Source organism: Ottowia thiooxydans (genome assembly GCF_040548795.1).
GTDB lineage: Bacteria > Pseudomonadota > Gammaproteobacteria > Burkholderiales > Burkholderiaceae_C > Ottowia > Ottowia thiooxydans_A.
Map to the genome: position 1 here is coordinate 224,015 of NZ_JBEPSH010000001.1, position 24,632 is coordinate 248,646.

Annotated in this window: 21 protein-coding genes; 9 read left to right on the forward strand and 12 right to left on the reverse strand. The window is 58.6% G+C overall.

What is annotated here, in order from left to right; all coding sequences use genetic code 11:
* Positions 1 to 5: 5 nt before the first annotated feature.
* Complete coding sequence (locus ABIE13_RS01070; protein WP_354440384.1) at positions 6 to 1,481, forward strand: MFS transporter; 1,476 nt, start codon at positions 6 to 8, stop codon at positions 1,479 to 1,481.
* Between the two features lie 99 nt (positions 1,482 to 1,580).
* Here ABIE13_RS01070 and rpoZ read toward each other — a convergent pair whose 3' ends face one another.
* From rpoZ to ABIE13_RS01115, 9 genes are all read right to left on the reverse strand, one after another.
* Positions 1,581 to 1,781 carry a DNA-directed RNA polymerase subunit omega gene (gene rpoZ, locus ABIE13_RS01075; RefSeq protein ID WP_354440386.1) on the reverse strand — a complete coding sequence of 67 codons (201 nt, stop codon included), beginning with the start codon at positions 1,779 to 1,781 and terminating at the stop codon, positions 1,581 to 1,583.
* A gap of 17 nt (positions 1,782 to 1,798) precedes the next feature.
* Positions 1,799 to 2,419 carry a guanylate kinase gene (gmk, locus tag ABIE13_RS01080; protein WP_354441218.1) on the reverse strand — a complete coding sequence of 207 codons (621 nt, stop codon included), beginning with the start codon at positions 2,417 to 2,419 and terminating at the stop codon, positions 1,799 to 1,801.
* Between the two features lie 158 nt (positions 2,420 to 2,577).
* A complete protein-coding gene (locus ABIE13_RS01085; protein ID WP_354440387.1) occupies positions 2,578 to 2,862 on the reverse strand; it encodes a hypothetical protein in 285 nt (94 codons plus the stop codon).
* Complete coding sequence (locus ABIE13_RS01090) at positions 2,859 to 3,893, reverse strand: LLM class flavin-dependent oxidoreductase (protein WP_354440389.1); 1,035 nt, start codon at positions 3,891 to 3,893, stop codon at positions 2,859 to 2,861. Before ABIE13_RS01090 ends, ABIE13_RS01085 begins: the two co-directional genes overlap by 4 nt.
* Before the next feature lie 127 nt (positions 3,894 to 4,020).
* Positions 4,021 to 5,442, reverse strand: a complete 1,422-nt coding sequence (locus tag ABIE13_RS01095; protein ID WP_354440391.1) for a HAMP domain-containing sensor histidine kinase — start codon at positions 5,440 to 5,442, stop codon at positions 4,021 to 4,023.
* On the reverse strand, positions 5,442 to 6,146 hold the full coding sequence (locus ABIE13_RS01100) for a response regulator transcription factor (protein ID WP_354440392.1): 705 nt from the start codon (positions 6,144 to 6,146) through the stop codon (positions 5,442 to 5,444). The genes ABIE13_RS01095 and ABIE13_RS01100 overlap by 1 nt, the downstream gene beginning before the upstream one ends.
* A gap of 104 nt (positions 6,147 to 6,250) precedes the next feature.
* Positions 6,251 to 7,423: a TolC family protein gene (locus ABIE13_RS01105; RefSeq protein ID WP_354441220.1), complete on the reverse strand. Its 1,173-nt coding sequence runs from the start codon at positions 7,421 to 7,423 to the stop codon at positions 6,251 to 6,253.
* Between the two features lie 187 nt (positions 7,424 to 7,610).
* Positions 7,611 to 10,724 carry an efflux RND transporter permease subunit gene (locus tag ABIE13_RS01110; RefSeq protein ID WP_354440394.1) on the reverse strand — a complete coding sequence of 1,038 codons (3,114 nt, stop codon included), beginning with the start codon at positions 10,722 to 10,724 and terminating at the stop codon, positions 7,611 to 7,613.
* Between the two features lie 22 nt (positions 10,725 to 10,746).
* Positions 10,747 to 11,928, reverse strand: coding sequence for an efflux RND transporter periplasmic adaptor subunit (locus ABIE13_RS01115; protein WP_354440395.1), 1,182 nt, complete (start codon positions 11,926 to 11,928; stop codon positions 10,747 to 10,749).
* 325 nt (positions 11,929 to 12,253) lie between these two features.
* Here ABIE13_RS01115 and ABIE13_RS01120 point away from each other — a divergent pair, with 325 nt between their 5' ends.
* Together ABIE13_RS01120 and ABIE13_RS01125 are read left to right on the forward strand one after the other, a co-directional pair.
* A complete protein-coding gene (locus tag ABIE13_RS01120) occupies positions 12,254 to 12,931 on the forward strand; it encodes an alpha/beta hydrolase (RefSeq protein WP_354440397.1) in 678 nt (225 codons plus the stop codon).
* 70 nt (positions 12,932 to 13,001) lie between these two features.
* The gene (locus ABIE13_RS01125; RefSeq protein ID WP_354440398.1) at positions 13,002 to 14,792 is read left to right on the forward strand and encodes an ABC transporter ATP-binding protein; all 1,791 of its coding nucleotides are present in this window, start codon (positions 13,002 to 13,004) and stop codon (positions 14,790 to 14,792) included.
* Between the two features lie 38 nt (positions 14,793 to 14,830).
* On the opposite strand, the gene ABIE13_RS01130 is transcribed toward ABIE13_RS01125, so the two are convergent.
* Positions 14,831 to 16,000, reverse strand: coding sequence for an acyltransferase family protein (locus tag ABIE13_RS01130; protein ID WP_354440399.1), 1,170 nt, complete (start codon positions 15,998 to 16,000; stop codon positions 14,831 to 14,833).
* A 22-nt stretch (positions 16,001 to 16,022) separates the two neighbouring features.
* Positions 16,023 to 16,874, reverse strand: coding sequence for a peptidoglycan DD-metalloendopeptidase family protein (locus tag ABIE13_RS01135; protein WP_354440401.1), 852 nt, complete (start codon positions 16,872 to 16,874; stop codon positions 16,023 to 16,025).
* A gap of 295 nt (positions 16,875 to 17,169) precedes the next feature.
* Between ABIE13_RS01135 and ABIE13_RS01140 the strand changes: the two genes are divergently transcribed.
* A complete protein-coding gene (locus ABIE13_RS01140) occupies positions 17,170 to 17,676 on the forward strand; it encodes a bacteriohemerythrin (RefSeq protein ID WP_354440403.1) in 507 nt (168 codons plus the stop codon).
* Positions 17,677 to 17,709: 33 nt separating this feature from the next.
* Here the strand turns inward: ABIE13_RS01140 and ABIE13_RS01145 are convergent, their stop codons facing one another.
* Entirely contained in the window at positions 17,710 to 18,351 is a 642-nt protein-coding gene (locus tag ABIE13_RS01145) for a GntR family transcriptional regulator (protein WP_354440405.1), read from the reverse strand.
* Between the two features lie 145 nt (positions 18,352 to 18,496).
* Here ABIE13_RS01145 and scpA point away from each other — a divergent pair, with 145 nt between their 5' ends.
* The 5 genes from scpA (at position 18,497) to ABIE13_RS01170 (ending at position 24,608) form a co-directional block, all read left to right on the forward strand.
* The gene (gene scpA / locus ABIE13_RS01150; RefSeq protein WP_354440407.1) at positions 18,497 to 20,662 is read left to right on the forward strand and encodes a methylmalonyl-CoA mutase; all 2,166 of its coding nucleotides are present in this window, start codon (positions 18,497 to 18,499) and stop codon (positions 20,660 to 20,662) included.
* 260 nt (positions 20,663 to 20,922) lie between these two features.
* Positions 20,923 to 21,603 carry a GIY-YIG nuclease family protein gene (locus ABIE13_RS01155; RefSeq protein WP_354440409.1) on the forward strand — a complete coding sequence of 227 codons (681 nt, stop codon included), beginning with the start codon at positions 20,923 to 20,925 and terminating at the stop codon, positions 21,601 to 21,603.
* The gene (gene meaB / locus ABIE13_RS01160; protein ID WP_436278365.1) at positions 21,596 to 22,603 is read left to right on the forward strand and encodes a methylmalonyl Co-A mutase-associated GTPase MeaB; all 1,008 of its coding nucleotides are present in this window, start codon (positions 21,596 to 21,598) and stop codon (positions 22,601 to 22,603) included. The genes ABIE13_RS01155 and meaB overlap by 8 nt, the downstream gene beginning before the upstream one ends.
* Positions 22,604 to 22,643: 40 nt before the next feature.
* Positions 22,644 to 24,176 carry an acyl-CoA carboxylase subunit beta gene (locus tag ABIE13_RS01165; protein ID WP_354440411.1) on the forward strand — a complete coding sequence of 511 codons (1,533 nt, stop codon included), beginning with the start codon at positions 22,644 to 22,646 and terminating at the stop codon, positions 24,174 to 24,176.
* A 9-nt stretch (positions 24,177 to 24,185) separates the two neighbouring features.
* Entirely contained in the window at positions 24,186 to 24,608 is a 423-nt protein-coding gene (locus ABIE13_RS01170; RefSeq protein ID WP_354440413.1) for a PH domain-containing protein, read from the forward strand.
* Positions 24,609 to 24,632: the final 24 nt, after the last annotated feature.

Below are 24,632 nucleotides of genomic sequence, written 5' to 3' on the forward strand. Positions count from 1 at the left end.
GTTTCATGTCTGGGGAAGAAGGAAGCTGGGGAGATCTGCTCTCCGGGAAAAATCTGGGGCGATCCGTGGCGTTGTCAGGAGGAGTGGCATTGCACGCGATCAATATCTATATCGCCACCACGGTGCTTCCGTCGGTAGTCAAAGAACTCGGAAGTCTGGAGCTCTACGCCTGGAACACCACACTCTTCGTTGTGGCCTCCATACTCGGTTCAGCTCTGACAGCCAAGTTGCTGGCTGCGGCAGGATCTCGGGGGGCCTATGCCACTGCTGCAGTGGTTTTCATTGCGGGCAGCATGCTTTGCGCTCTGGCACCCAATATGCCCACCATGCTGATGGGCAGAGCGTTGCAAGGTTTTGGGGGCGGATTTCTGTTCGCGCTTTGCTACGCCATGATTTATGCGGTGTTTGATGAGCGCTTGTGGCCCAGAGCCATGGCGCTGATCTCCGGCATGTGGGGCGTGGCCACCTTGCTGGGCCCGGCAGTGGGCGGTGTGTTTGCTCAAATGGATGCTTGGCGCGCCGCGTTCGGCTCGCTGGTGCCTGTGACCTTGGCGTATGTGCTGTGGGTGTGGTTGGTGTTGCCCGCTCGTCAGCGAGAGGGGGTTGAGCACGCCGACAAACTGCCATTTGTGCAGCTTGTTATGTTGACGGCGGCGGTCCTGGCCGTCAGTGCGGGGAGTATCTCGCCAGATCCCCTGTGGAACGTCTGCGGCGTGCTGACCGCCCTGGTTTTGTTCATTCTCCTGGTGCGCAGGGAGCTGGTCAGCAAGACGCGCTTGCTGCCTGAGAACGCCTTGCGCCTGCATTCACCATTACTTCCCCTGTACATCACCATCGGGCTGCTGGTCGTGGGCATGACCAGCGAAACCTTTGTGCCTTATTTCCTGCAGGTACTGCATGCTCAGACGCCTTTGGTATCGGGTTATCTGGCCGCACTCATGGCGGCGGGATGGACCGTATCGGAGATATGGAGTTCCGGATGGAAGGGGCGGGCTGTCCAGCGTGGCATTGTCATCGGACCGGTGTTGGTTTTTGCAGGCATGGGGCTGCTGGCCTTTAGTGTGCCTATGCACGCGCCCGGTAAGGTGCTGGTATTGGGTTTGATATGCCTGGGGCTCGTCCTGGTCGGGTTCGGCATCGGGCTGGGTTGGCCCCACTTGTTGACTCGGGTCGTGCAGGTGGCGCCCAAGAAGGACCAGGACTCCGCCGCAACCTCGATCACCACCGTGCAACTCTTTGCGACTGCTCTGGGGTCTGCGCTGGCGGGCATGCTCGCCAATATGGGAGGACTGAATCAACCCGGCGGAATCCAGGGAACATCCAGTGCCGCATGGTGGCTATTTTCCGTGTTGGCGGTTGCGCCATTCCTGGCCATTTTCAGTGCAGTTCGAGTCTCGGCGGCGTTGAAGAAAAATGCAGTTCTTGCAGGCTCACAGGTTGAGCGCCAGAAGACGGTGCTTTCCGCCGTGCATCCGGATTGACGGATTGCGCCCATGGTCAAAGCGGGTTGGCCCTGCAATGAAAAAGGCGCTCCTTGGAGCGCCTTTTGATCGAAAGTTCTTTAATGCCGTCTCAGGCGCTCAAGGAACTTTCTTGAGCATTTCAATCCCGACCTTGCCTGCTGCAATCTCGCGCAGAGCGGTAACGGCAGGCTTGTTGCGGGTTTCGAGCTTTGGCGTGTGGCCTTGGCTCAGCATGCGAGCGCGGTAGGTGGCTGCCAGCACAAGCTGAAAACGATTAGGAATTTGCTCAAGGCAATCTTCAACGGTAATGCGGGCCATCTTGTAGTACTCCGGGATCAGGTAATGTTGAGCGCCTTGAACGTATCAGCGCGAAGCGTTTTCTGCGCGCTGAACTTAAGGCGCTGCGCGTGCACAATGGCTTTGAGGTCAAAGAGTGCGCGTTCAAATATCTCATTGATTATAACGAAATCGAAACTGCTGGCCTGAGCCACCTCCAGGCGGGCATTATTGAGCCTGAGCTCAATCACCTCTGGGGAGTCTTCTCCGCGCCGCAACAGCCTTGCACGCAGTTCTTCCAGACTGGGTGGCAACACGAAAACGAGGATGGCGTTGGGGAACAGGCGCTTGATCTGCAATGCGCCTTGCCAATCAATCTCCAGGACGATGTCCCCACCCCCGCCAATGCGTTGCTCAATGGTTTGACGGGAGGTTCCGTAGCGATTGCCATGGACATGAGCCCATTCCAGGAAGTCGCCCGCGGCGACCATGGCGTCAAATTCGGAATTCTGCACAAAGAAGTATTCACGGCCATGCATTTCCTGACCGCGTGGTGCCCGCGTGGTGTGAGAAACAGAGGGCGCAACTCCTGAGTCGACCTCCATGAGGGCTTTCACAAGGCTTGATTTGCCCGTTCCGCTGGGCGCGGCGACAACGAAAAGATTACCGGGATAGTCCATGCCAATTACGCTTGAGCGCTTCGGATTCAGGAGAAGGGCGGACATTTTAGCCGCACATGCGCGTGCTCATGAGGCCTGTGCCGAGGGCTTTGCGAGGCGGGGCGTCGGGATCGTCTCAGGCTTGGCTGCGCCGAACCTGAATGCCTTTGTCGTCAACATCACGTGCAAGGGGCCTGGTTGACGGTGTCCCCTACGTCTGGACGGCAAGGGCCTGGAGTGTCGGTGATGCGTTCGCGCACGACAATGCCACTATGGTCAGGGGGCTCTCCACTGGAGGACATGGCATCGATTCCAGCGCCTATCGCCTTGCCTGTAAGGACGACGCCGGTCGACACCACGGCGCCGCCCACACTGATAGCCGCACCCGCAGCTGCACCAGCCACCGAGCATCCGGTAACCAGAAAAACCGAGCTGAGACACGCGAGCCCGAGCAGGCCGATCATGGTGTTGTCGCTGTGCCGGGAACCAATTCACCATTGCGCACGGACATGGCGATGTCCAGGGAGCGAAGGCGCAAGGTGGGGTCGAACACGTCACAGACCAGCATCATTTCGTCGCAACCCGTTTGCTCTGCCAAGGACTCGAAGCCCGAGCGAACAGTCTCGGGCCCGCCGACCACGGCGCAAGACAGGAAGTCCGCAATGCCAGCTTGCTCCTGCGGGCTGAGCCGCTCGAAAAAGTGCTCAATGGGTGGGGGCAATTTGCCTCGTGCGCCGCGCAAAATACCCAGCACGCGCTGGAACACGCTGCTCGCCAGATAGGTGGCTTCGGCGTCCGTAGGCGCGGCGACCAGCGGCACACCGATGATGACGTAAGGTTTTTCGCACTGCGCCGAAGGTTTGAAGTACCGCCGATAAAGATCGACGGCCTGCAGGAGCAGTGCGGGTGCAAAGTGAGAAGCAAAGGCATACGGCAGCCCACGCTCCGCAGCCAGTTGCGCTGAAAACAGGCTTGAGCCCAGAATCCAGAGAGGCACCCGAGTGCCTGCACCGGGGTTGGCAATCAGTTTCTGATTGGGCGCGGGAACATCCAGGAAATGCTGGAGCTCAGTGACCTCGCGGGGGAAGTCGTCTGCGGTCTCGACCCGATTGCGCCGCAGTGCGCGCATGGTCATTTGATCGGTCCCGGGGGCTCTTCCCAGGCCCAGGTCAATACGGCCTGGATAGAGTTCTGCCAGCGTGCCAAATGCTTCAGCGACGACCAGGGGCGCGTGGTTGGGCAGCATGATGCCTCCTGAGCCCACACGAATGGTCTTGGTGCCTCCGGCTATGTGTCCGATCAACACAGCGGTTGACGATGAGGCAATCCCCATCATGTTGTGATGCTCGGCCAGCCAATAGCGCGTAAAGCCCAGGCGCTCTGCATGTTGAGCGGTTCGCAGCGCCACGGCCAAGGCGTCGGCAACCGTGCCTCCCTCGCGCACGGCCACCAGGTCGAGCATGGAAAAAGCGATGTCTTTCAGCGGTTTTGTCATGAGGGGATTTTGCGCTGAGTAGCCAATTTTTTCAGCACAGCATCACAGTGGCCGTTTGAGACAACGGTTTTATAGGTGCGATGGCGGCTTGGTTCCCACCGAAGAAGTGCGGATGGCGGAGGGGTATTCAGCTGGAAGGGTGGGCATCAGGCACGGCAGGAAGCCAGATTCTGGCCTGTAATCCTGGGTAAACGTTCTGGAATTCCAGACGACCTCCATGAAGCTGCACGATGGCCTGCACACTGGAGAGCCCCAGGCCATACCCCTGCTGGTCCGATCGGGCCCGATAGAAGCGGGTGGTCATTTTCTCCAGCACCTGCGGATCGGTGCCGGCTCCGTGATCGCGCACCACGATTTCCACGCCAAGAGGGCTGCCAGGCCCTTGCTCAGGAGCTTGCGCGGATCTGAGAACGATGTCGGCTGCAGGCGCCTGCGTAGCGTGGGCGCTTTGCACTCCTCCATACTTGAGCGCATTGTCGACAAGATTGGCCACCGCGCTGGCAATCAGGTCTCCATCGCCCAGTGCGACGGGGGATCCGATAATTTCCGAACGCAAACTGCCGCCACCGTCTTCCGCGACAGGTGCATACAGATCGACCAGATCTACCAGCAGTGCTCGCACGTCTACCTGCGCAAAGCTGTTGCGGCTGGTTCCGCTTTCCACTTCAGCGATTTGCAGAAGCTTTTCGAAGATCACGCCTAATTCTTCGACTTCCTGCGCAACGCGTTGCACGGTGGCGCTTTGCTCGGATGCTGGCGCGTTCTGCGCGTTGCGCAGTTGCAGCAGCATCCGGGTCAGCGGGGTTCGCAGGTTGTGTGCAATGGTGTTGGATACATGGCGAATACCTTCCATGAGCTGTTCCAGCCGGTCCAGCATGCTGTTGATATCGCGATTCAGCTGGGTAAACTCGTCTTCCGGTCCCCCCTCAGGAATGCGTTGGCGCAGATCTCCTGCGGCGACCCGGGCCATCGTAGAGCGGATTTCGGATGCTCGGTCGCCCACCAAACGCCGAAAGATGCGCGCTCCGGCTACCGCCAGGATCAAAGCCACACAAACTGCCATGAGGGATGCACGGCTGATAAGCTCTTCCATATAGTGCACAGCCTGCAGGTCGCTGCCCACGGCGAGTACTTGGCCATTGGGAAGCTCGGCCACGGCTACGCGAGCCAATGCCACCTCCGCGCCGCGTCGCACTTTCAAGTCCCGTACGCCCATGCTGCTCAGTTTGCGCAGGGGTTCGGCCTTGGCGTTGCCCATGAGAACTTGGCCTTGTGCGTCGGACAAGATCACAATTTCAGTGTCTGTGTCCTGGCCGTCCTGCAGCATCCAGCGGATCTCGTCTTCGAGTGCAGACTGGCCGTATTGTGTGTGCTTATCCAGCAGGCGGCGCAGATGATTCTCAGCTTGCCTGTCGGCGCGCAGGTGCAGCACGCCCACGGTTTGTACATAAAAGACCGCCAGTACAGTCGTCAGCGTCAAAATCAATAAGGCGCTGTAGCTCAAGGCCAGGCGGAATGCCAGCGAACTCCAGGGACGCAAACGTGCCATCAAACACCCAGAGGCAATGACTGAGGCTGGTCGGTCAAGCTGTAGCCCACCCCGCGCACGGTATGGATAAGAGAGGGCTGGAATCCTTTGTCCACTTTGCCTCGCAATCGGCTGATGTGAACGTCGATCACATTGGTTTGAGGATCGAAGCGGTAGTCCCATACGGACTCAAGCAGCATGGTGCGCGTGACAATCTGATGGGCGTGTTGCACCAGAAAACTCAGCAGCCGAAACTCTCGTGGCTGTAGTGCCAGGGGTTGGCCCGAGCGCTCGGCACTGCGGGCCATCAGGTTCACCCGCAGGTCGGCGACGCGCAAATCGCGCTCGGGCGCGGGAATACGCGCCCGCCGCATCAGCGCCTCCAAGCGCGCGGAGAGTTCCGAGAACGCAAATGGCTTGGTCAGGTAGTCGTCGCAGCCCGCCTTGAGGCCTTTGACTCGCTCGTCAGTGGCTGACAGAGCACTTAGCACCAGCACAGGAGTTTGTTTTCCGAGCGAGCGCAAGGTCTGAAGAATTTGCAGGCCATCGAATCCGTTGGCCAACATGCGGTCAAGAATGATGACGTCCCATTGCTCTCCGACAGCCAGGGCAATGCCCTGGACGCCTTCGCCGCATACAGTTACCTGCGCGCCCTGTTCGCGCAGGCCTTCCGCGATGTAGCGTGCGTTGAGGACGTCGTCTTCGATGATCAGGTAACGGTACATGCTGCGAGACGTAGAGCGTAAGGCGGAGAAAGCGCGTGGTATGCGGCCACTATATCCAAGATCCAGCACATCTTGCCTTGCCTGCGTTAAGCCTGTGTCGCGACTCAAGGGCGTATGTCGGGCAAATTGCCACTGGCCACGCGAAGTTTCCACTCTGCGTCCAGCAAATCCTTGACAAGATCCAGGTACTCCACACGGTGTTCGGTAATGGACTCCAGCGCGTCGATGAGATCCAGGATGCCGCCTCGACCGAGCTGATAAGCGTCCTGTGCCATCTGGCGCAGCGGTGCAATTTGAGCCAGGCCCTCGCGCTCGTAGGTCGTTACGTTGGCGTGCCTGAGTATCAATTGCTGCAAGGCCGTGCGAAGCTCAGACTGCGCGGCCAATACGGCAGCGTCTCGGCGCAAACTGGCTTGTTCTGCTTCCACTGAAGCGCGGTCTACTGCTCCGCGCTGACGATCAAACAAGGGGATCTCGACGGATACTCCCAGTTGGGTGTAGCTGCCATCAAAGCGATTAGTGACCCTGGTGACGCCTATTGAAGGTGTGGGCAAGGCTTCACGACGAGCCAATTCGACCTTGTGTCTGGCCTGGTCCAAATCTGCTTGTGCCGCGCGCAAGGGCGCTAACTGCAGCCTTGCGGTTTCCCACAATTTATCGAATGCATTGGCCTGGGGTAAATCGCCGGAATGCAAACTGCCTTCAACGCGGGGGATCCAGCCGGGCAAAGCCGCCTGCGCTGCCACGCGAGAGGCCGCTTCCTGCATGCCGGCGTCTGCTTTGGCCACTTCCATGGCCATTCTGGCTTGCTGCAGACTGAGGCGCGCGCCGTCGTAGCGGCTACGCGCGCCTGCCTCTATCTGGCCGCGCACAATGCGTCCGGCCTTGTTCAGCTCCTCGGACGCTTCCTGCCAAATGACGAGGCGGCGCTGCGCTATCAGCAGGTCATTGAAGGACTGCGCGGCATCATCCAAGGTGGTGGCCACCGCCGCACGTGCATGTTCAGCGGCGGAAACCTCGCCCCTTCGCGCGTTTTCAATACGGGCGCTGCGTTGTCCAAAGATAGGCAAGGGCTGCTGCACGCTCCATTCCCGCTCACCGGGCTTGCTGGACACCGATACAGACGGATTAGGGAATGCCCGCGCGGTTCTGGAGTCCGCGCGGGCCAGGCCTATTTGCATTTGCTCCGCGGCCAGCGTGGGCTGATTGCGCACGACCAGACGCAGGTATTCCTCCAGCGTCACCGGATGTTGCGGTGCCGGTGACAGATCGGCCATGAGAGAGGTTGTTTGCAGCGTGGCCGGCGCTTGGGGTGATTGCGGAGATTGGGCAGATTGCGCGAAGCTCGTGGGGGCACTCAAGCCCCAGGCCACGACAACCGCTGCGCACACGCCCAACAATTGGTTGGCGCGCGCCAATCTGCTGTGTTCAGACTGGGTCTTTCTTGCAATGGGGGTTGGAGTTTCAATCATTCTGAGCAGCCTCATCACGTTCTTCTTGCGTCATCATGTTTCGGGGGCCCAACATGGCGTAGAGCACGGGCAGCAGCACAAGCGCGACTATCGGCAGGATCACCATGCCACCTACGATCACGGAGGCGAAGGGGCGCTGTGTTTCGCTGCCCACGCCTGTAGACAGAGCCATTGGCAACAGTCCCAGCAGTGCCAGCAAAGCCACCAGCACTACAGAACGCATGCGCTCTGCCGTTCCTTCCACCAGGGCTTGCATCAGGGGCATCCCCTGGCGGCGCAGCTCCTCGACGGCGGAAATCACCAACAAGCCTGCAAGCGCTACCTGACCCAGCAGCGCAATGAAGCCAATGGCCGCGCTGATGGACAGGTCGATGCGCGCCAGATGTAGTGCGGCAAGGCCGCCCACCATGGTGAAGGGAGCGCAAAGCAAGATGACACCCGCGCTGCGCGCTTGACCCAATGCGCCAAACAACAAGGCATACACGACCAGCAAGGACAGCGGCACCACCACCTTCAGGCGCGCAGCAGCGCGCTGCTGGTTTTCCCATTCACCGCCCCAGACGGCCTGATAGCCTTCAGGCAGCTTCACGTTCTGGTTGAACAAGGCAAAGGTTTCCTTGACGACCGAACCGATGTCGCGACCTTCCACGTTGAATTTGAGCGCCATGTAGCGCGCGTTGCCTTCACGGAAGATGGAAGAGTTGCCAATCTTGACGCTGACCGTTCCAACCGCATGCAGGGGCACGGAGCCACCATCAGGAAGAGGTATGGCGATGTTGCGTATGCGTTCCTCGTCCATGCGGTCTATGTAGGGCAGGCGCACGCGCACCGGCACGGGGTATTCACCTTCCCACAGCGTGGTAGCCAAATCGCCTGCCAACGCGCCGGCCAGTGTCTTTTGGGCGGTCTCCATGGCAATACCCTGGCGTGCCAGGGCACGGCGATCAAATTCCACATGCACCTGCGGGGCAGGGGCATCGCGGTAGAGATCCAGATCCACGACCCCTTCAATATTCTTGACAACGGCCAAGGTGGTTTGAAGGATCTGGCGCAGTTGCGTGATGTCGGGCCCGAAGAGCTTCAGCACCACTTGTCCGCGTGCGCCAGACGTCGATTCCTCCACGCTGTCACGGATAGGTTGAGCGAAGTTGAACGCCACCCCTGGGATCTCGCCCAGCGTTTCGCGCATTTGCTCGATCAGCTCGGGCTTGCTCATGCCTTTGCGCCATTCCCCATGCGGTTTCAGCCGCACCAGTGCCTTGGCCAGATTGAGCGTTTCGTTGTCTGTACCGGATTCAGGACGGCCCTGCTCGGTGGTGACCGAGATCACTTCCGGGAAAGCCTTGAGGCGCATACGCACATCGCGCAGCACTTCCTGGCCTTTTTCTAGCGAAATGGATGCCGGCATTTGCACCAGCACATAGGCGTCGCCTTCATCAAGTGCGGGTAAGAATTCTGTACCCAGGAATTTGGCTGAAACGCCACCTATGAGCAGAATGATCAAGGATGCGATGAGCACGCCGGCACGCTTGCGCCCCGTGCCCAGTACAGCGCCTATCCAGTGCTGATAGCCGTGATGAGCTTTGTCAAAGATCTTGGGCTCATCGACCATGACGTGTTTGGGCTTGAGGAAGATGGCGCACAGCGCCGGCACCAGGCCCAATGCAAACACCAGTGCCCCCAGCAATGCAAAGCTGTAGGTCATGGCCAGCGGGCGGAAGATGCGGCCTTCGATGCTTTGCAAAGAAAACACGGGAATCAAAGCGGCAATCACGATAGCCATCGCGAACAAGGTTGGCTTGGCCACCGCGACCGCAGAGTCGATGATGATCTCTCTCATCTCGCGTCGGTTGGTAGGCTTGCGAAGCCGCGCGTTTCGAATGATGTTTTCTGCGAGAACCACCGCTCCGTCGACCATGATCCCGAAATCGATTGCGCCCATGGAGATGAGGTTGGCAGGCATGCCCAGCAGGTAGAGCCCTATGAATGCCGTCAGCAATGAAAGTGGTATCACCGTGGCCACAATCAGCGAACCACGCAGGCTGCGCAGGAAGAGCCAAAGCACGCCCACGATCAATGTGGCACCGAACAAGAGGTTGTGCTGCACAGTGGCCAGAGTGTGGCCGACCAGATCGGATCGATCGTAGTTGGTGACCATGCTCATGCCTTCGGGCAAGCCGCCACTGTTGAGTTCATCGACCTTGAGGTGGATGGCATCAAGCACGACAGAAGGGTTCTCCCCGCGTTTGAGCAGCACAATGCCTTGCACCACATCATCGTGCTCATCCTGGCCGACTGAGCCTTGGCGCGGTGTATGTGACTGCAATACGCGCGCCACGTCTCCCACGGTCACGGGCGCACCGCCACGCAGAGCAATCACTACCGTCTGTATGTCCTGCGGCGTGCGAAGCAGTCCAATACCGCGGATGATGAGCGACTGCTCTCCACGTCGCATCAGGCCGCCACCCACGTTTCGGTTGGACTTGGAAATCGCTTCGCTCACGTCGTCCAATGTGAGGCCCATCGCATAGAGCCTGTCTGGGTCAGCCTCTATGTGAAACTCCTTGACAAACCCGCCTATGCTGACAATGTCTGCCACGCCCTGGACTTGCTTGAGCACGCGCACCACATGCCATTCCTGCTCCGTTCGAAGTTGGGCGAGGGTGTGGCGGTCGCTTTTGAGCTGGTAGTAGAAAATCTTGCCAAGCGGCGTGTAATCTGGTGCCATCTCAGGCGTCACACCCTCCGGAAGATCGGCTTGCGGCAGGCGCTGGGCCACTTCGGCGCGTGCCGTGAAGCTCTTGGCGTGGTCATCGAAGACCAGGTTCACCATGGCGAGCCCGAAGTAACTCTCCGAACGAAGCGACGCCAGGCCTGGGGTCCCATTGAGCGCCCGTTCCAAAGGCTGGGTAATCTGCCTTTCAACTTCTTCCGGGGCCAGGCCGGGTGCCTGGGCAATCACGCCGACCTGGACGTTCGTGACGTCAGGGTAAGCTTCGATGGCCGTATGCAAGTACGCGTAAACGCCGAAGACAGCTATGGCGAGGGTGGCGCACAAGGCGACCATGCGCCTGTGCACGACGAACGCAATCAGAGAACGCAGCATTCCGTCAATTCCTTCGCTACGTTCAGAGCAACTGAGCGGCTGCACCGTCGAGGAGCATGCCGCCTTTAACCACTATTTTTTCTCCTGGCTTGAGGCCGGAGATCACGGGCACCAAACCGCGCGTGGGCTGGCCCAGCTCAATGGTGCGGGCTTCAAACACGTCTTCTGAACGCTGTACATACACCACGCTGCGGCTCTCGTCCTTGATAAGCACTGCCGTCACGGGAATCAACATCTGGTTCTGGTTGGACACCTGTATGCCTACCCGTGCATGCATGCCGGGGCGAAGCGCTGCGTCCTGCGCATCAAGACCTACGATCACGTTGGCGCGCCGTGAATCCTTGTCCATGGTGGCTCCGAGGTAGAGCACTTTGCCTGTAAGGGGCTTAGGCAATTGGGAGACGATCACCTCCACTGCGCTGCCCTTGCGAATACCTGGCATGTCGCTTTCGAACACCTCAGCAACGACGTTCAGGCTTTGTGGATCCCCCACTGAGAACAATTCCGCGCCGGGTTCAACTGCCCCGCCAAGGATGGCTTTTCTTTCGGCCACGACACCTGCACGGGGTGCGCGGACCACCAGCCTGTCGCCGCCTCCTTCGCCAAGCAAGGCTGCGGTGCCTCTTGCGCGGCTCAGCTCCTGTGTCGATTCACGCAGGCGTGCCTGTGCGGCGCGAAGCTCAACGTCCACTCCCACGCCTTTGTCGACCATGGTCTGTTGGCGTCGCTCTTCAGCTGCAGCCACGTCCTGCGCAGTCAAGGCCGCAGCCATTTCGTGGCGCGTGCGCAATGCATCAGAACTGACCAAGGTGGCCAACACATCACCTTGTTTGACGACGTCTCCCACGTGCGCTTGAATGGTCAGTACCCGGGCCGCCACAGGCACGGAAATGGAAGTGACGCGATCTTCCTTGAAGGCGACACGTGCGGGCGCCCATGCCATTTGAACGCCTTGCGGATCCGAGACGGCCGCAATGTCCAACATGCGGGCTGAAGCCGCCTGAATTTTGACTTCGTTTTTGTCTGTGTGACCTGCCGCTGCTGCGGTTGTCTTGGGTTGCACGGGGGGAGGGGAGTCGGACGCACCGCAACCCAGTAGCGCGGAAGCTGACAGCCATGCTCCGAGTACGGTGGCCCATGGTCGACTGTAGAAGCATGACCCCTTCCGCTCGGTGCGGAATTCACTCTCGATACGCTTGTTCATTGCATCCCCTTGATCCTGGCTTGTTCTTGCGCCGAAGCGCGCGTGGCTTCGAGCTCTGATGACAGGGTGCGATGCTAGAAAGGCGGATGAGGTTTTGGGGTGACGCTTAGGTTACGGTTTGGTAATGTGAGAGGATGACTCTTCGAGGGGACTGATATGAATGAATGCCAAGGTAGTAATGCGCATTCATTTCGGCGTTCACCCGTAATATCAGCCCTTGCTTTTTCTTTTGCCCTCTTGCCATCAAGGGATGCTGGCCGTCCACCCATTCCTCAATGCGAACGGCCAGCATCCTTGAAAACCAATAGGTATTAATCTATTTACCATGACAGACCTTTCACCCTTGCATACCCTTGAGTTCGATACAGGTCCAGAGCCTCGCGCCGCCATTGTGGTGATGCACGGACTGGGTGCTGACGCCAATGATTTCGCGCCGTTCGTGAGCGAGATCGATCTGAGTGCGGTGGGGCCGGTGAGGTGGATTTTCCCCAACGCCCCGCAAATTCCCGTGGCTATCAATGGCGGTTATGTCATGCCCGCCTGGTACGACATATTTCCTGATCGCTCCACGGAAGACGTGGAAGGGCTGCACCGTTCCCGGGTCGCCATTGAGGCGGTGCTGGCACGTGAGACGGCAAGGGGTATCCCTGCCGAACGCATCGTCATCGCAGGCTTTTCGCAGGGTTGCGCCATGGCGCTTTTGACCGGCCTGCGCTACTCCGAGCGGCTGGCGGGCATTGCGGGTCTTTCAGGTTATCTGCCGCTCGCGAGCCGCTTGTCTGCGGAGCGCAGCAGCGCGAATGCGGATGTGCCCATATTTCTGGCACATGGCCGTCAAGACGAGGTCGTCGTCCCCCAGCGCGCTATGGCCTCGCGAGATGCCTTGCAGGCGCTGAACTACTCTGTCGAGTGGCATGAGTACAACATGCCGCATTCCGTTTGCGCTCAAGAGGTGAGCGATCTCAACGACTGGTTGCTGAAAGTGCTTGCGGCCAAGAGCTGAGATGTCGTGAGCGCGAGGGACACTCCGCTGTCTGACAGCGCACGCGCGCAAAGGCGTGGATGATCACGCCATGCGAATGCTATGGAAGTACCTCAAACCTCAGTGGCGGCTGGCCGCGATGGCTTTGCTGCTCGCGGGCCTCAGTCAAATTCTTGCGCTGGTTGACCCCATTATCTTTGGCAAGCTCATCGATGAGTACGCGACGCAGAAAGGGATCAAACCCGACGATGAACTGGTACGCGGTGCCTTGGCGCTTCTGGCGCTGGCAGTCGTCGTAGCGCTGGCCTCACGAGCCGCGCGAGCGTTGCAAGAGTATGTCACTCGCATGGTGGTTCAGCGCTTTGGCGCGCAGATATTCAATGATGGGCTGCGCCAGACCATGCGCCTGAATTTTCAGGAGTATGAGGACGTTCGATCTGGTGAAACCTTGTCGCTTCTGCTGCGCGTGCGCCAGGACACAGAACGGTTCATCAACGCCTTCATCAACGTGCTCTACGCCTCGGTGGTGGGTCTTGGGTTTCTTCTTTGGTATGCCGTGACCAAAAGCTGGTTGCTGGTGCCCGTGTTCCTGGTGGGCTTGTTGGTCCTGGGCGGCTTGAGCGGTCTGCTCAGCCGGCAGATTCGTACGCAACAACGCTCGATCAACCGGGAAACCACGAAGAATGCGGGCTTCATTACAGAATCACTGCGCAACGTAGCGCTCATCAAGAGCCTGGGTCTGACCTATAGGGAGATCCGGCGGATGCAGGCAGAGACCGAGAAAATTTTCGCGCTCGAGATGACCAAGGTCAGGCGCATCCGGTGGCTGAGCTTTCTGCAAGGCTCCACGCTGAGCATACTCAAGCTGTCCGTGTTGTTCACGCTCCTGTGGCTGATCTTTCGAGACGTGCTTTCTACGGGCGAACTGATCGCCATGCAGTTCATCTCGGTGGCCATTTTGGCGCCCTTGCAGGAGTTGGGTACGATCATTCTCACTTGGCGCGAGGCCAGTTCCTCAATGACTAATTTTGAAGAACTGATGGCCAAGCCAGTAGAGCGCCGTCCGCCCGATGCGGTGCAACTGGGGCCCATAGAGTCTTTGCGCTTTGAGCAAGTCGTGTTTCGCCACCGCGGAGCCCTGGAGAACTCCATTGATGGGGTAAGTTTCAGCGCGCGGCGAGGGGACACGGTGGCCTTCGTGGGGCCATCCGGGTCTGGAAAATCCACATTGATCAAGCTGCTTTTAGGCCTTTACAGGCCAGACGAGGGCGCCGTGCTATTCAATGAAATCAGCGCACGGCGCCTGCGCTACAACGAGGCGCGCAGGCAGGTCGGCTATGTGACGCAGGAAACCACGCTTTTTGCCGGTACCGTGCGCGAGAACCTGCAGTTTGTACGCCCGGAGGCGAGCGACGAACAGATCGTGCAGGCCCTGACGCGGGCTGAAGCGGCGCAGATCATAGATCGGCTCCCGCAAGGCTTGAACACGCTGATAGGCGAATCTGGCTACAAGCTTTCAGGCGGCGAGCGCCAAAGGCTGTCCATTGCGCGCGCCTTGCTGCGTGAGCCTCGCCTCCTGATATTCGATGAAGCCACTTCGGCGCTGGACTCTCTCACCGAGCAACAGGTCACCGAAACAGTCCGGGCGCTATCGAACAGCCACTCGTGGATCAGCATCATGATTGCGCACCGACTCTCGACCATCATGCATGCGGACACCATCCACGTACTCGAGCGTGGCCGCATTGTGGAAAGCGGAAGCCATGACGAATTGGTCGGGCAAAAGGGCCTGTATTACGCCATGTGGCGCCAGCAAATTGGGGAACGCCAAAGCATGGCTCCCGCCCCAACGCCGGGTCTGGCGCAAGAGATTCCTGACTGAAAACCCGCCAACCCGGAGTGGCTCACCCCCTCAAGCGGTTAACCTGCTTTTTCCTGCCTGGCAGATGAAGTCAAGATCGCTCCAAGGCCGGGCGATGCTTCATGGGGCGAAGCTGGACTGCGTGCGCTGGACATGTTCGACTCAACGCCCCGCCAAAGCAACCAACCGCAAGCCAGACTTAATAGCCAGGCGATGAGCAAACCAGCTACGTGGATGGGCGTGGAATCGGGCAGCAGGCGTACCACCAGGGCATTCACGGCAAGGCTCACAGGGTAGTGAATCAAGAAAACGGAATACGAAATCTTGCCCAGCCACTCCATCAATGGATTGATAGGCGAGCGGACCAAAGCCCACCGTCCTGGTTGCCAAAGAAGGATAAGCGCGGTCAGCCCTGCCAAAGCAATGCGGTCACGCCACTGAAGTGTCAACGCGAGAGCTAAAAGAGCGCCAATCAGTAAGCTGGCGCCAGTCTTGTTGCCAGGCAATGACTTATTGGTTCCCCAGGCAGCCAGTACCCCAAAGGCATAAGCGCCAAAGAAATAGGGCGCCCAGATATCGCCGCTGCTGTTCAAATTGAATATGCAGAGTGATGTCAGCGCAGCGCTGACCAGAAGAATGAGCGGGACATAGGTCAAAAAAGACCGCCTGCTTGGCACCTTGCTTGTGGTCGGACTGGTTTTCCTGGCTATCAAACTGGCTAGCAAAGCCAGCAAGGCAAACAGCTGCAAATCCATGGCTACGTACCAAACGCCCGCGCTCAGCGCTGGCTGATCCAGGACGTCCTGCAACATGAGCGCGTGCGCCAATGCCTGAGCTACGGTGGGCGCCGCAGGAGTGTCGACGTCTTTCATCAGTCCGCGTGCCATCGCTGAGCAAACTACGACCACCATCAATGCAGCGAGATAAGGCGGCGCCAGCCTTCGATACCGCTGCCATACCCGTCTTGGCCATTCAGAGAGCACTACGCTGGGAGCATCCGGCCGGGGCCAGAGGCTCCTGGTGGCCAGGAAACCGGCGATGACCAGAAATACCTGTACCGCCATGAGGGCTTGGGTATCAAGCCAATTCACGAAATCCGGTACGACCTGCTCTGCTCGATCGACCAGTGGTCCGTAGTGCACCAGGTGGTGCCAGACGATAAGTTGCGAGGCACCTGCTTTACCCCAGGTGATCCAGGGTAGAGGGGCCTGACGAGCGGGAATGGGCATGACCTGAAACTGAACCGGGCAATCAGGCTAGAAACAGCGCCGGATCAACCATGACCCTGTTGAGGCTGATGGACCAATGCAGGTGTGGCCCTGTGACGCGTCCGGTGGCTCCGACTGCTCCTATACGTTGACCGCTTGCAAGCTTGTCACCGGGTTTGACATCGGTGCGGCTCAGATGGCACATCATGCTGAGCAGGCCGCCTCCGTGGTTGAGCCACACGGTGTTGCCGTTGAAGAAATAATTACCCGTGTCGATCACCGTAGCGGGCAAAGGTGACACCACAGGCGTTCCTGTGGGAGCGGCAATGTCCATCCCGCTGTGGGGATTGCGAGGCTGGCCATTGAAGACCCTTCTCAGACCGAACGAACCGCTGCGCCTGCCGGGCGTAGGTTGCTCCATCTTGTAAGTGCTCGGTAAGGGCTCTGTAAATGTGGCAATCACTCCGACCTGATGCGCTCGCTCGCGTTCATGGCGGCTCAAATCTTCCGGAGAAAGATCAACCGTCTTGGGCGAAACCTTCAATCGCTGTTCGCTGTAGCGTTTGCTTTCAATGATGTAGGCCTCGGAACGCGTCGTTCCAGCGTGCACATCGATGCTGGCTTTTCCTGGAGAGGCAGACAGCGGAATCCCCACGAGTGCCGTCCAGACAATCGGGTCACCGACCACCAGGAGAGGCACGCCGTCAACCGTAGCTCTTGGGCGTTCCGTGGCAGGACCGAGATCAATCCGCGCAACCCCTCCGGGAACGGCCGAGTGCCGCGGCCAAATCTGGGGATCGATGGCCAGAGCAGGGCGTGGCAGGGCAAGGCTCAATCCCCCCAACAACACAAGGCGGCGCATGGATTTGGGGCAAAGATCCTGGGGTGGGTTCATTTCAGTTTTTCAAGGGACTGCACATGTTGGTGCAGCACCGCATTGAGATTTGCAATTGTCAAAGCCAGGGAGAAACGCGGATCACAAGAAGTATCGGAGTATCGGTGTTTCAGAGGCACAACAAGTTGCTGTTGGTGACTGAGTTATCCGAGCAATTCTAAAACCGGGGCAGGAGGCTGACCGCTCCTGGAATGTTTTGGTCTCAAGTCTTGGTGTAACCAGTTCTTGACATGAGTCAAAACGTTTTATCTGTGACGCCTTGATACTCAGCTCATCTTAAAAAAAGGTCAGCACCATGGGTATTCTTCATTGGGTTCCGGAACTGGACACGGGTATTCCCGAGATTGATGTTCAGCACAAGCGAATCGTGGATTACATCAACAAGCTGCATGAACTCAAGGGCACTCATGACAGGGAAGTCCTGGGCGATGTGATTGCCGAGACGGTGGACTACACCATTTCACACTTTGCCTTCGAAGAGAGCATGATTGAGAACGCGGGCTACATGTTTGCAGGGCCGCACAAAAAGGTGCATGAACTCTTTACCCGTAAGGTGGCTGAAATGCAAAGCCGTTTTGATGCAGGTGAGGACGTGACAAATGAACTGCACGGAATGCTGTCACGGTGGCTCTTCAACCATATTCGCAATGAGGACCACGGCTACATTGACTCAGTCAACACCTATCTGCGCATGGTCACGCACAAGCGGGATATGGAAAAAGAGCGCATGCGCGCCGAGGTCCTGCAGGAGTTGAGCGGGCGAAAGAAGAAGGGTTGGCTGTCTCGCCTGTTCAACGCATGATGATCAGGTTCGTACCCACTAGCGGCTGACCTCTCAATTGGCGGCTTCCAGGCCGCCTTGCATATGAATGCGCATGCAAGCGGCCGCTCTGTCGCCGTCGCGCGCGGCCAACGCCGACATCAGCTCACGGTGTTCTGCCAAGGATTGCTCAGGACGGCCGGCTTTCTGCAGCGAATTCTGGCGGTGCAGCTTCATGACTTTGCGCAGGTCTTGCACCATCTGCAACTGCCACTGGTTGTCTGCCAACTCCAGTACGCGAATATGAAATGCCTCATTCAGCGCGAAAAAACGCGCGGTGTCTGGCAAGCTTGCCTCCAGCTCCTGGTGCAGGGCGGCTAGCTCCGCCAAACCTGCGTCCGAGGCATGGCGGGCCACGGTGTCCACGGCATCGGTTTCCAGCAATGCCAGAAGGTGGTAGACATCGGCGAGATCCTTGGGCGTAGCTTCGGTCACGTAGGCGCCGCGCCGCACTTTCATCGTGATCAGCCCCTCTGTGGCCAAAACTTTGAGCGCTTCGCGAAGGGGGGTGCGGCTGATTCCGTACTCTTGCGCAATTTTCAGCTCGTCTATCCAGTCACCCGGCTTCAACTGGCCGCTGAAGATGCGCTGGCGCAGCAGTTCGGCCACTTCTTCGTAGAGGGCTCGGGGGGAAAGGCGGGCGGAAGCTGGGGTCATGGAGCAATCATTTTTTGCCGATTGTACGCATAAGACCCGGTTTTGCATTAATAATTACGGATGTTCGAATGCGCCACAAGGTGGGCGTTCGATCCGGTCATCAGGCGACTTGCCTTCTGTTCATTTGTCTGCTTCTGGATCTGCCATGAGTTCCAATACACCTTCGTTCAAACCCGCCAGCTTGGCTGACTGGGAAAAAGCCGCTGCAAAATCAGCGCCTGCTGGCAACGTCGAAGCGCTCAATTGGCGTACACCGGACGGCATCACGGTCAAACCGCTCTACACCGCTGAAGATGTCAAAGACCTGCCGTACACGAACACGCTGCCGGGCTTTGAGCCATTCCTGCGTGGGCCTCAGGCGACGATGTATGCCGTGAGACCATGGACCATTCGCCAGTACGCTGGCTTCTCCACTGCGGAGGAGAGCAATGCCTTCTACCGAAAGGCACTGGCTGCAGGCGGGCAGGGCGTCAGCGTAGCGTTCGATCTGGCCACCCACCGCGGCTATGACAGCGATCATCCGCGCGTTACGGGCGATGTAGGTAAGGCTGGCGTGGCCATCGATAGCGTGGAAGACATGAAAATCCTGTTCAACGGCATTCCGCTGGACAAGGTCAGCGTATCCATGACCATGAACGGCGCTGTGCTCCCTATCCTGGCTGGCTATGTCGTGGCCGCAGAGGAACAGGGCGTGGCTCAAGACCAGCTCGCAGGCACGATCCAGAACGACATCCTGAAGGAGTTCATGGTTCGCAACACCTATATCTACCCACCAGAGCCCAGTATCCGGATCATTGGCGACATCATCGAGTACACGGCGCAGAACATGCCCAAGTTCAACTCGATCTCCATTTCTGGCTATCACATGCAGGAAGCCGGCGCCAACCAGGCGCTGGAGATGGCGTTCACACTCGCAGACGGCAAAGAATACGTGAAGACTGCGCTTGCCAAAGGAATGGACGTAGATGCTTTTGCAGGGCGGCTCTCGTTCTTCTGGGCCGTGGGCATGAACTTTTACCTGGAGATTGCGAAGATGCGTGCCGCCCGCCTGCTGTGGTGCCGCATCATGAAAGAATTCAATCCGAAGAACCCGAAGAGCTTGATGCTGCGCACGCACAGCCAGACCAGCGGCTGGAGTCTTACCGAGCAAGACCCCTACAACAACGTGGTGCGCACCACCATCGAAGCCATGGCTGCGGTGTTTGGCGGTACGCAATCCCTGCACACCAACAGCTTCGACGAAGCCATTGCTCTGCCCACGGAGTTTTCAGCTCGCATCGCGCGCAACACTCAGCTGATCATTCAGGAGGAAACACACATCACCAACGTGGTCGATCCTTGGGCTGGCAGCTACATGATGGAGAAGCTCACCCAGGACATGGCTGATGCCGCCTGGGCCATCATCGAAGAAGTCGATGCTATGGGCGGAATGACCAAGGCTGTTGATTCGGGTTGGGCCAAGCTCAAGATCGAAGCCGCCGCGGCTGAAAAGCAGGCGTGTATCGATTCGGGCAAAGATGTGATCGTGGGTGTCAACAAGTACAAGTTGGCCAAGGAAGACCCCATCGAAACCCTGGAGGTGGATAACGTCAAGGTGCGTGATTCGCAAATTGCCCGCTTGAACGACATCAAGAAAGAACGAGATTCCGAGCGTGTGCAGCAGGCACTTGAAGCCATCACAAACATTGCGGAAACCGGGCAGGGCAATCTGTTGGCCGCTGCTATCGATGCCATTCGCGCCCGCGCTACTGTGGGTGAGGTGTCAGATGCCATGGAAAAAATCTTTGGGCGCCACCGCGCTGATACGCAAAAGGTCACAGGGGTTTACGCAGCAGCCTATGACAGTGCGGAAGGCTGGGACAAACTCAAGCAGGAGATCAGCGATTTCGCTGAGGCTGAGGGTCGCCGCCCCAGGGTGATGATCGCCAAGCTGGGCCAGGATGGCCATGACCGCGGCGCCAAGGTCGTCGCCACTGCGTTCGCCGATCTGGGCTTCGACGTAGACATCGGCAGCCTTTTCCAGACCCCTGAGGAATGCGCCCGTCAGGCCATTGAAAACGATGTGCACGCCGTAGGCGTGAGCACCCTGGCTGCCGGCCACAAGACTCTGGTGCCGGCCATCATTGCCGAGTTGAGAAAGCAGGGTGCTGACGACATCATCGTCTTCGTAGGCGGCGTGATTCCCCGGCAGGACTACGACTTTCTCTACGAAGCAGGCGTCAAGGGCATCTATGGCCCCGGCACCCCGATTCCGGCCAGCGCAAAAGATGTTCTGGAGCAGATCAAGAAGGCCATACCCAGCTCTGTCTGAGTTTTCCCTCTTCGTGCGCCTACAAAAATCCAACCCTTACCAAACCCAACCCAACCCAATCCGTTCGGCTTGAATTTGTCTAAACCTATGACGACCGTCATTCCGTTCCGCCAGAGTCCAGAAGCTAAGCCCGGTCAATTCAGGGTACAGGTTCACCCCCACCCGTCGGGCCTCAGCTCACTCCCATCCGTTCGGGCTGAGCTTGTCGAAGCCTTTAACTACTGTTACTAAGAATTTTTGGGATTGACGGTCAACTGACCATGCGCTACTTCTACGTTTACATCCTGCGCTGTGGAGATGGCTCCTATTACATCGGGCATACCGATGACGTCGTGGAGCGCATGCGCCAACATGAAAGCAGCCCGGTTGGCTACACGTCCTCGCGCAAGCCAATTGAACTGGTTTGGCAAGGAGAGTTCGAAACCAGGGAGGGCGCGCTCGCATTTGAACAGAGGATCAAAGGCTGGTCTCGAGCAAAGAAAGAGGCATTGATAGAGGGCGATTGGAAGCGCGTTCGACAACTTGCACGGTCACGCAATGAGGTGACTTCTGCGCCAAGGCTTCGACAGGCTCAGCCCGAACGGGAGGGGGGGAATTCCGGCCCTAACGTAGGGGGGCGTTTTCGGGCGGCGCTAAGCACTGAAAGTTCAGGTTCAAGATCTCAATCCCGCGTCGCTACTTCACCGCCCGTTCGATCTGAGCTTGTCGAAGGCAGGGCCAAGCCTAAGCTTGTACATCCCACGTCCCCCTCACACCCCGTTCGGCCTGAGCCTGTCGAAGGCAGTGCAGAGCTTAAGCTTGCACACCCCTTGCCCCACTCACTGCCCGTTCGACCTGAGCTTGTCAAAGGCAGGGCCAAGCCTAAGAGTCCAAATGCGTCAATCCGAGCTTCTGCGGAGCATCAAGCCGATGTTTTTCAACCCGAGGTGATATGTGATTGAAGGCATCATCAACGGCTCGCCCATGGGGCAGCGCCGCGCTATTGCCAAGGCCATCACCTTGCTTGAGTCGACCCGCGCAGACCACCGCGCCAAGGGCGACGAGCTGCTGACCGCCTTGCTGCCTTATACGGGCAAGGCCTTGCGGCTGGGCATCAGTGGCGTGCCTGGCGTTGGCAAAAGCACCTTCATTGAAACGCTGGGCGTTTACCTGATCGATCGTGGTCACCGTGTGGCGGTGCTGACGATCGACCCTTCTTCCACGGTATCAGGCGGGTCCATTCTTGGGGACAAGACCCGCATGGAACGTCTTTCATTGCTGGATGGCGCCTATATCCGCCCCAGCCCCAGCAGCGGCACTTTAGGCGGTGTAGCTGAGAAAACCCGCGAAGCGATGCTGGTCTGCGAAGCCGCTGGCTACGACGTCGTGCTGGTCGAAACCGTTGGGGTGGGGCAGAGTGAAACCGCAGTCAGCGGCATGACGGATATGTTCGTGTTGCTCCAGTTGCCGAACGCGGGCGATGATCTGCAAGCCATCAAAAAAGGCGTGATGGAACTGGCTGACCTGGTGGTTATCAACAAAGCTGACATCGATCCCAACGCCGCCCTGCGTGCGCGCACCCAGATTCAATCCGCTCTGCGCCTTTTCGGTATGCACGGCAATCCTGAGCACGCACTTCATGATGCACAGCTATGGCATCCCCGCGTGATCCAGATCAGCGGCTTAAAGGGTCAGGGACTGGATGATTTCTGGAATGCCGTGACGGAATTCAAAACCTTGCAGACGGCCAACGGCCGTCTCATGCAGCGCCGCCAGCAACAGGCGCTTGCATGGATGTGGGAACGCATCCATGCGGGACTGAGAGCGGCGTTTCGTCAACATGCTGGCGTGCGCGATGCGCTCGCTGGCACTACACAAGCCGTGGCAGATGGGCAGCTAGCCCCTTCCACCGCAGCGCGCCGATTGCTGGATCTGGCAGCGATGCCTCCCCATCCAGTTTGAACGATCAAGACCGATCAACATAGGAAGTGAACACCGGACCATGAAACCGATCCTAGAACAACTTGAACAAAAGCGTGCAGCGGCCCGCCTTGGCGGTGGCACCAAGCGCATCGAGGCCCAGCATGGCAAAGGCAAACTGACCGCGCGTGAGCGTATTGAGGTCTTGCTGGACGCCGGCAGCTTTGAAGAATGGGACATGTTCGTCGAGCACCGCTGCGCGGATTTCGGCATGGACCAAACCCATATTCCAGGCGATGGCGTGGTCACTGGCTATGGCACCATCAATGGCCGCCTGGTCTTCGTCTTCAGCCAGGATTTCACCGTATTCGGCGGCGCTCTGAGCGAAGCGCATGCAGAAAAAATCTGCAAGGTGATGGATCAAGCCATGAAGGTGGGCGCTCCGGTGATCGGCTTGAACGATTCCGGCGGTGCGCGCATTCAGGAAGGCGTTGCCTCACTGGGAGGTTATGCAGACGTCTTCCAGCGCAATGTCATGGCCAGCGGCGTCATTCCGCAGATCAGCATGATCATGGGCCCCTGCGCAGGTGGTGCGGTCTACAGCCCCGCCATGACAGACTTCATCTTCATGGTCAAAGACACGAGCTATATGTTCGTCACCGGCCCTGAAGTGGTTAAAACTGTGACGCATGAAACGGTCACAGCTGAGGAACTGGGAGGCGCGCTGACCCACAACACACGCAGCGGTGTGGCCGACCTGGCCTTTGAAAATGATGTGGAAGCGCTGCTGATGCTGCGGCGCTTCTTCAACTACATTCCAGCCAGCAACCGGGAAAAAGCGCCATCTCGCCCCACGGAAGATCCTGCCGATAGGGTCGACATGAGTCTGGACACGCTGGTGCCCGACAACCCGAACCTGCCCTACGACATCAAGGAAGCCATCACCAAGGTGGTGGATGACGGCGAATTCTTCGAACTGCAACCAGACTACGCGGCCAACATTGTGATCGGCATGGCACGTATGGATGGGCAAGTGGTGGGCATCGTTGCCAACCAGCCATTGGTTCTGGCGGGTTGCCTGGACATCAAGAGCAGCATCAAGGCCGCGCGCTTTGTGCGTTTTTGCGATGCGTTCAATATCCCCGTCATTACCTTCGTTGATGTGCCCGGCTTCATGCCAGGAACCGCGCAAGAATACGGAGGCATCATCAAGCATGGCGCCAAACTGCTCTATGCCTACGCGGAGTGCACAGTGCCCAAGGTCACTGTCATCACACGCAAAGCCTACGGTGGGGCGTACGACGTGATGGCTTCCAAGCACCTTCGCGGTGATGTCAACCTGGCCTGGCCCAACGCCGAGATCGCTGTGATGGGTGCCAAAGGTGCGGTCGAGATCATTTTCCGCCAGGACAAGAACGACCCCGCGAAGCTCGCCGCCCGAGAGGCCGAATACAAAGCCCGCTTTGCCAACCCCTTCGTGGCCGGAAGCCGAGGCTTCATTGACGACGTCATCCTGCCACATGAAACGCGCAAGCGCATCTGCCGCAGCCTGGCCATGCTGAAAGACAAGAAGCTGGAAAACCCGTGGCGCAAGCACGGCAATATCCCGCTCTAAAGGCACGATGTGTTCCGCTCGAAGGTCGACCTATGGCTCGCAGCACTGCTTGTGATCAGTGCTTTGGCAGTGCTTGGGTCCGTCGCATTGGCATGGCCGGTGGCCACAGGGCTGGTCGGGAAGCTCGTGCTGCTTGCCCTGCTGGTGCCTGGCGTGGCGTTTCCGCTGTGGTTGCTATTGAGCACAGCGTATCGGCTTGATGAAACGGAACTCATGATCCAAAGCGGCCCCCTGCGTTGGCGCATCCCGGTGCAGAGCATTCGCGTTGTAGAGCCGTCGAGAAGCTGGATATCAGCACCGGCGCTCTCTCTCGACAGGCTGCGCATTCACTATGGCCGAGCAGGGCAGACACTTGTCTCACCCAAACAGAAGCAGGCGTTTATTCAAGCACTTCAGCAACGCAACTCGCACATTCGAGTGCAAGGTTTCTGACCGAATTCTTAGAAGGTATCTTCC

Bases quoted from the DNA above. Each gene is read 5' to 3' on its own strand.
- ABIE13_RS01070 (WP_354440384.1), top strand. From the start codon at position 6: ATGTCTGGGGAAGAAGGAAGCTGGGGAGATCTGCTCTCCGGGAAAAAT.
- rpoZ (WP_354440386.1), bottom strand. From the start codon at position 1,781: ATGGCCCGCATTACCGTTGAAGATTGCCTTGAGCAAATTCCTAATCGT.
- gmk (WP_354441218.1), bottom strand. From the start codon at position 2,419: ATGGACTATCCCGGTAATCTTTTCGTTGTCGCCGCGCCCAGCGGAACG.
- ABIE13_RS01085 (WP_354440387.1), bottom strand. From the start codon at position 2,862: ATGATCGGCCTGCTCGGGCTCGCGTGTCTCAGCTCGGTTTTTCTGGTT.
- ABIE13_RS01090 (WP_354440389.1), bottom strand. From the start codon at position 3,893: ATGACAAAACCGCTGAAAGACATCGCTTTTTCCATGCTCGACCTGGTG.
- ABIE13_RS01095 (WP_354440391.1), bottom strand. From the start codon at position 5,442: ATGGCACGTTTGCGTCCCTGGAGTTCGCTGGCATTCCGCCTGGCCTTG.
- ABIE13_RS01100 (WP_354440392.1), bottom strand. From the start codon at position 6,146: ATGTACCGTTACCTGATCATCGAAGACGACGTCCTCAACGCACGCTAC.
- ABIE13_RS01105 (WP_354441220.1), bottom strand. From the start codon at position 7,423: ATGGCCGATCTGTCACCGGCACCGCAACATCCGGTGACGCTGGAGGAA.
- ABIE13_RS01110 (WP_354440394.1), bottom strand. From the start codon at position 10,724: ATGCTGCGTTCTCTGATTGCGTTCGTCGTGCACAGGCGCATGGTCGCC.
- ABIE13_RS01115 (WP_354440395.1), bottom strand. From the start codon at position 11,928: ATGAACAAGCGTATCGAGAGTGAATTCCGCACCGAGCGGAAGGGGTCA.
- ABIE13_RS01120 (WP_354440397.1), top strand. From the start codon at position 12,254: ATGACAGACCTTTCACCCTTGCATACCCTTGAGTTCGATACAGGTCCA.
- ABIE13_RS01125 (WP_354440398.1), top strand. From the start codon at position 13,002: ATGCGAATGCTATGGAAGTACCTCAAACCTCAGTGGCGGCTGGCCGCG.
- ABIE13_RS01130 (WP_354440399.1), bottom strand. From the start codon at position 16,000: ATGCCCATTCCCGCTCGTCAGGCCCCTCTACCCTGGATCACCTGGGGT.
- ABIE13_RS01135 (WP_354440401.1), bottom strand. From the start codon at position 16,874: ATGAACCCACCCCAGGATCTTTGCCCCAAATCCATGCGCCGCCTTGTG.
- ABIE13_RS01140 (WP_354440403.1), top strand. From the start codon at position 17,170: ATGGGTATTCTTCATTGGGTTCCGGAACTGGACACGGGTATTCCCGAG.
- ABIE13_RS01145 (WP_354440405.1), bottom strand. From the start codon at position 18,351: ATGACCCCAGCTTCCGCCCGCCTTTCCCCCCGAGCCCTCTACGAAGAA.
- scpA (WP_354440407.1), top strand. From the start codon at position 18,497: ATGAGTTCCAATACACCTTCGTTCAAACCCGCCAGCTTGGCTGACTGG.
- ABIE13_RS01155 (WP_354440409.1), top strand. From the start codon at position 20,923: ATGCGCTACTTCTACGTTTACATCCTGCGCTGTGGAGATGGCTCCTAT.
- ABIE13_RS01165 (WP_354440411.1), top strand. From the start codon at position 22,644: ATGAAACCGATCCTAGAACAACTTGAACAAAAGCGTGCAGCGGCCCGC.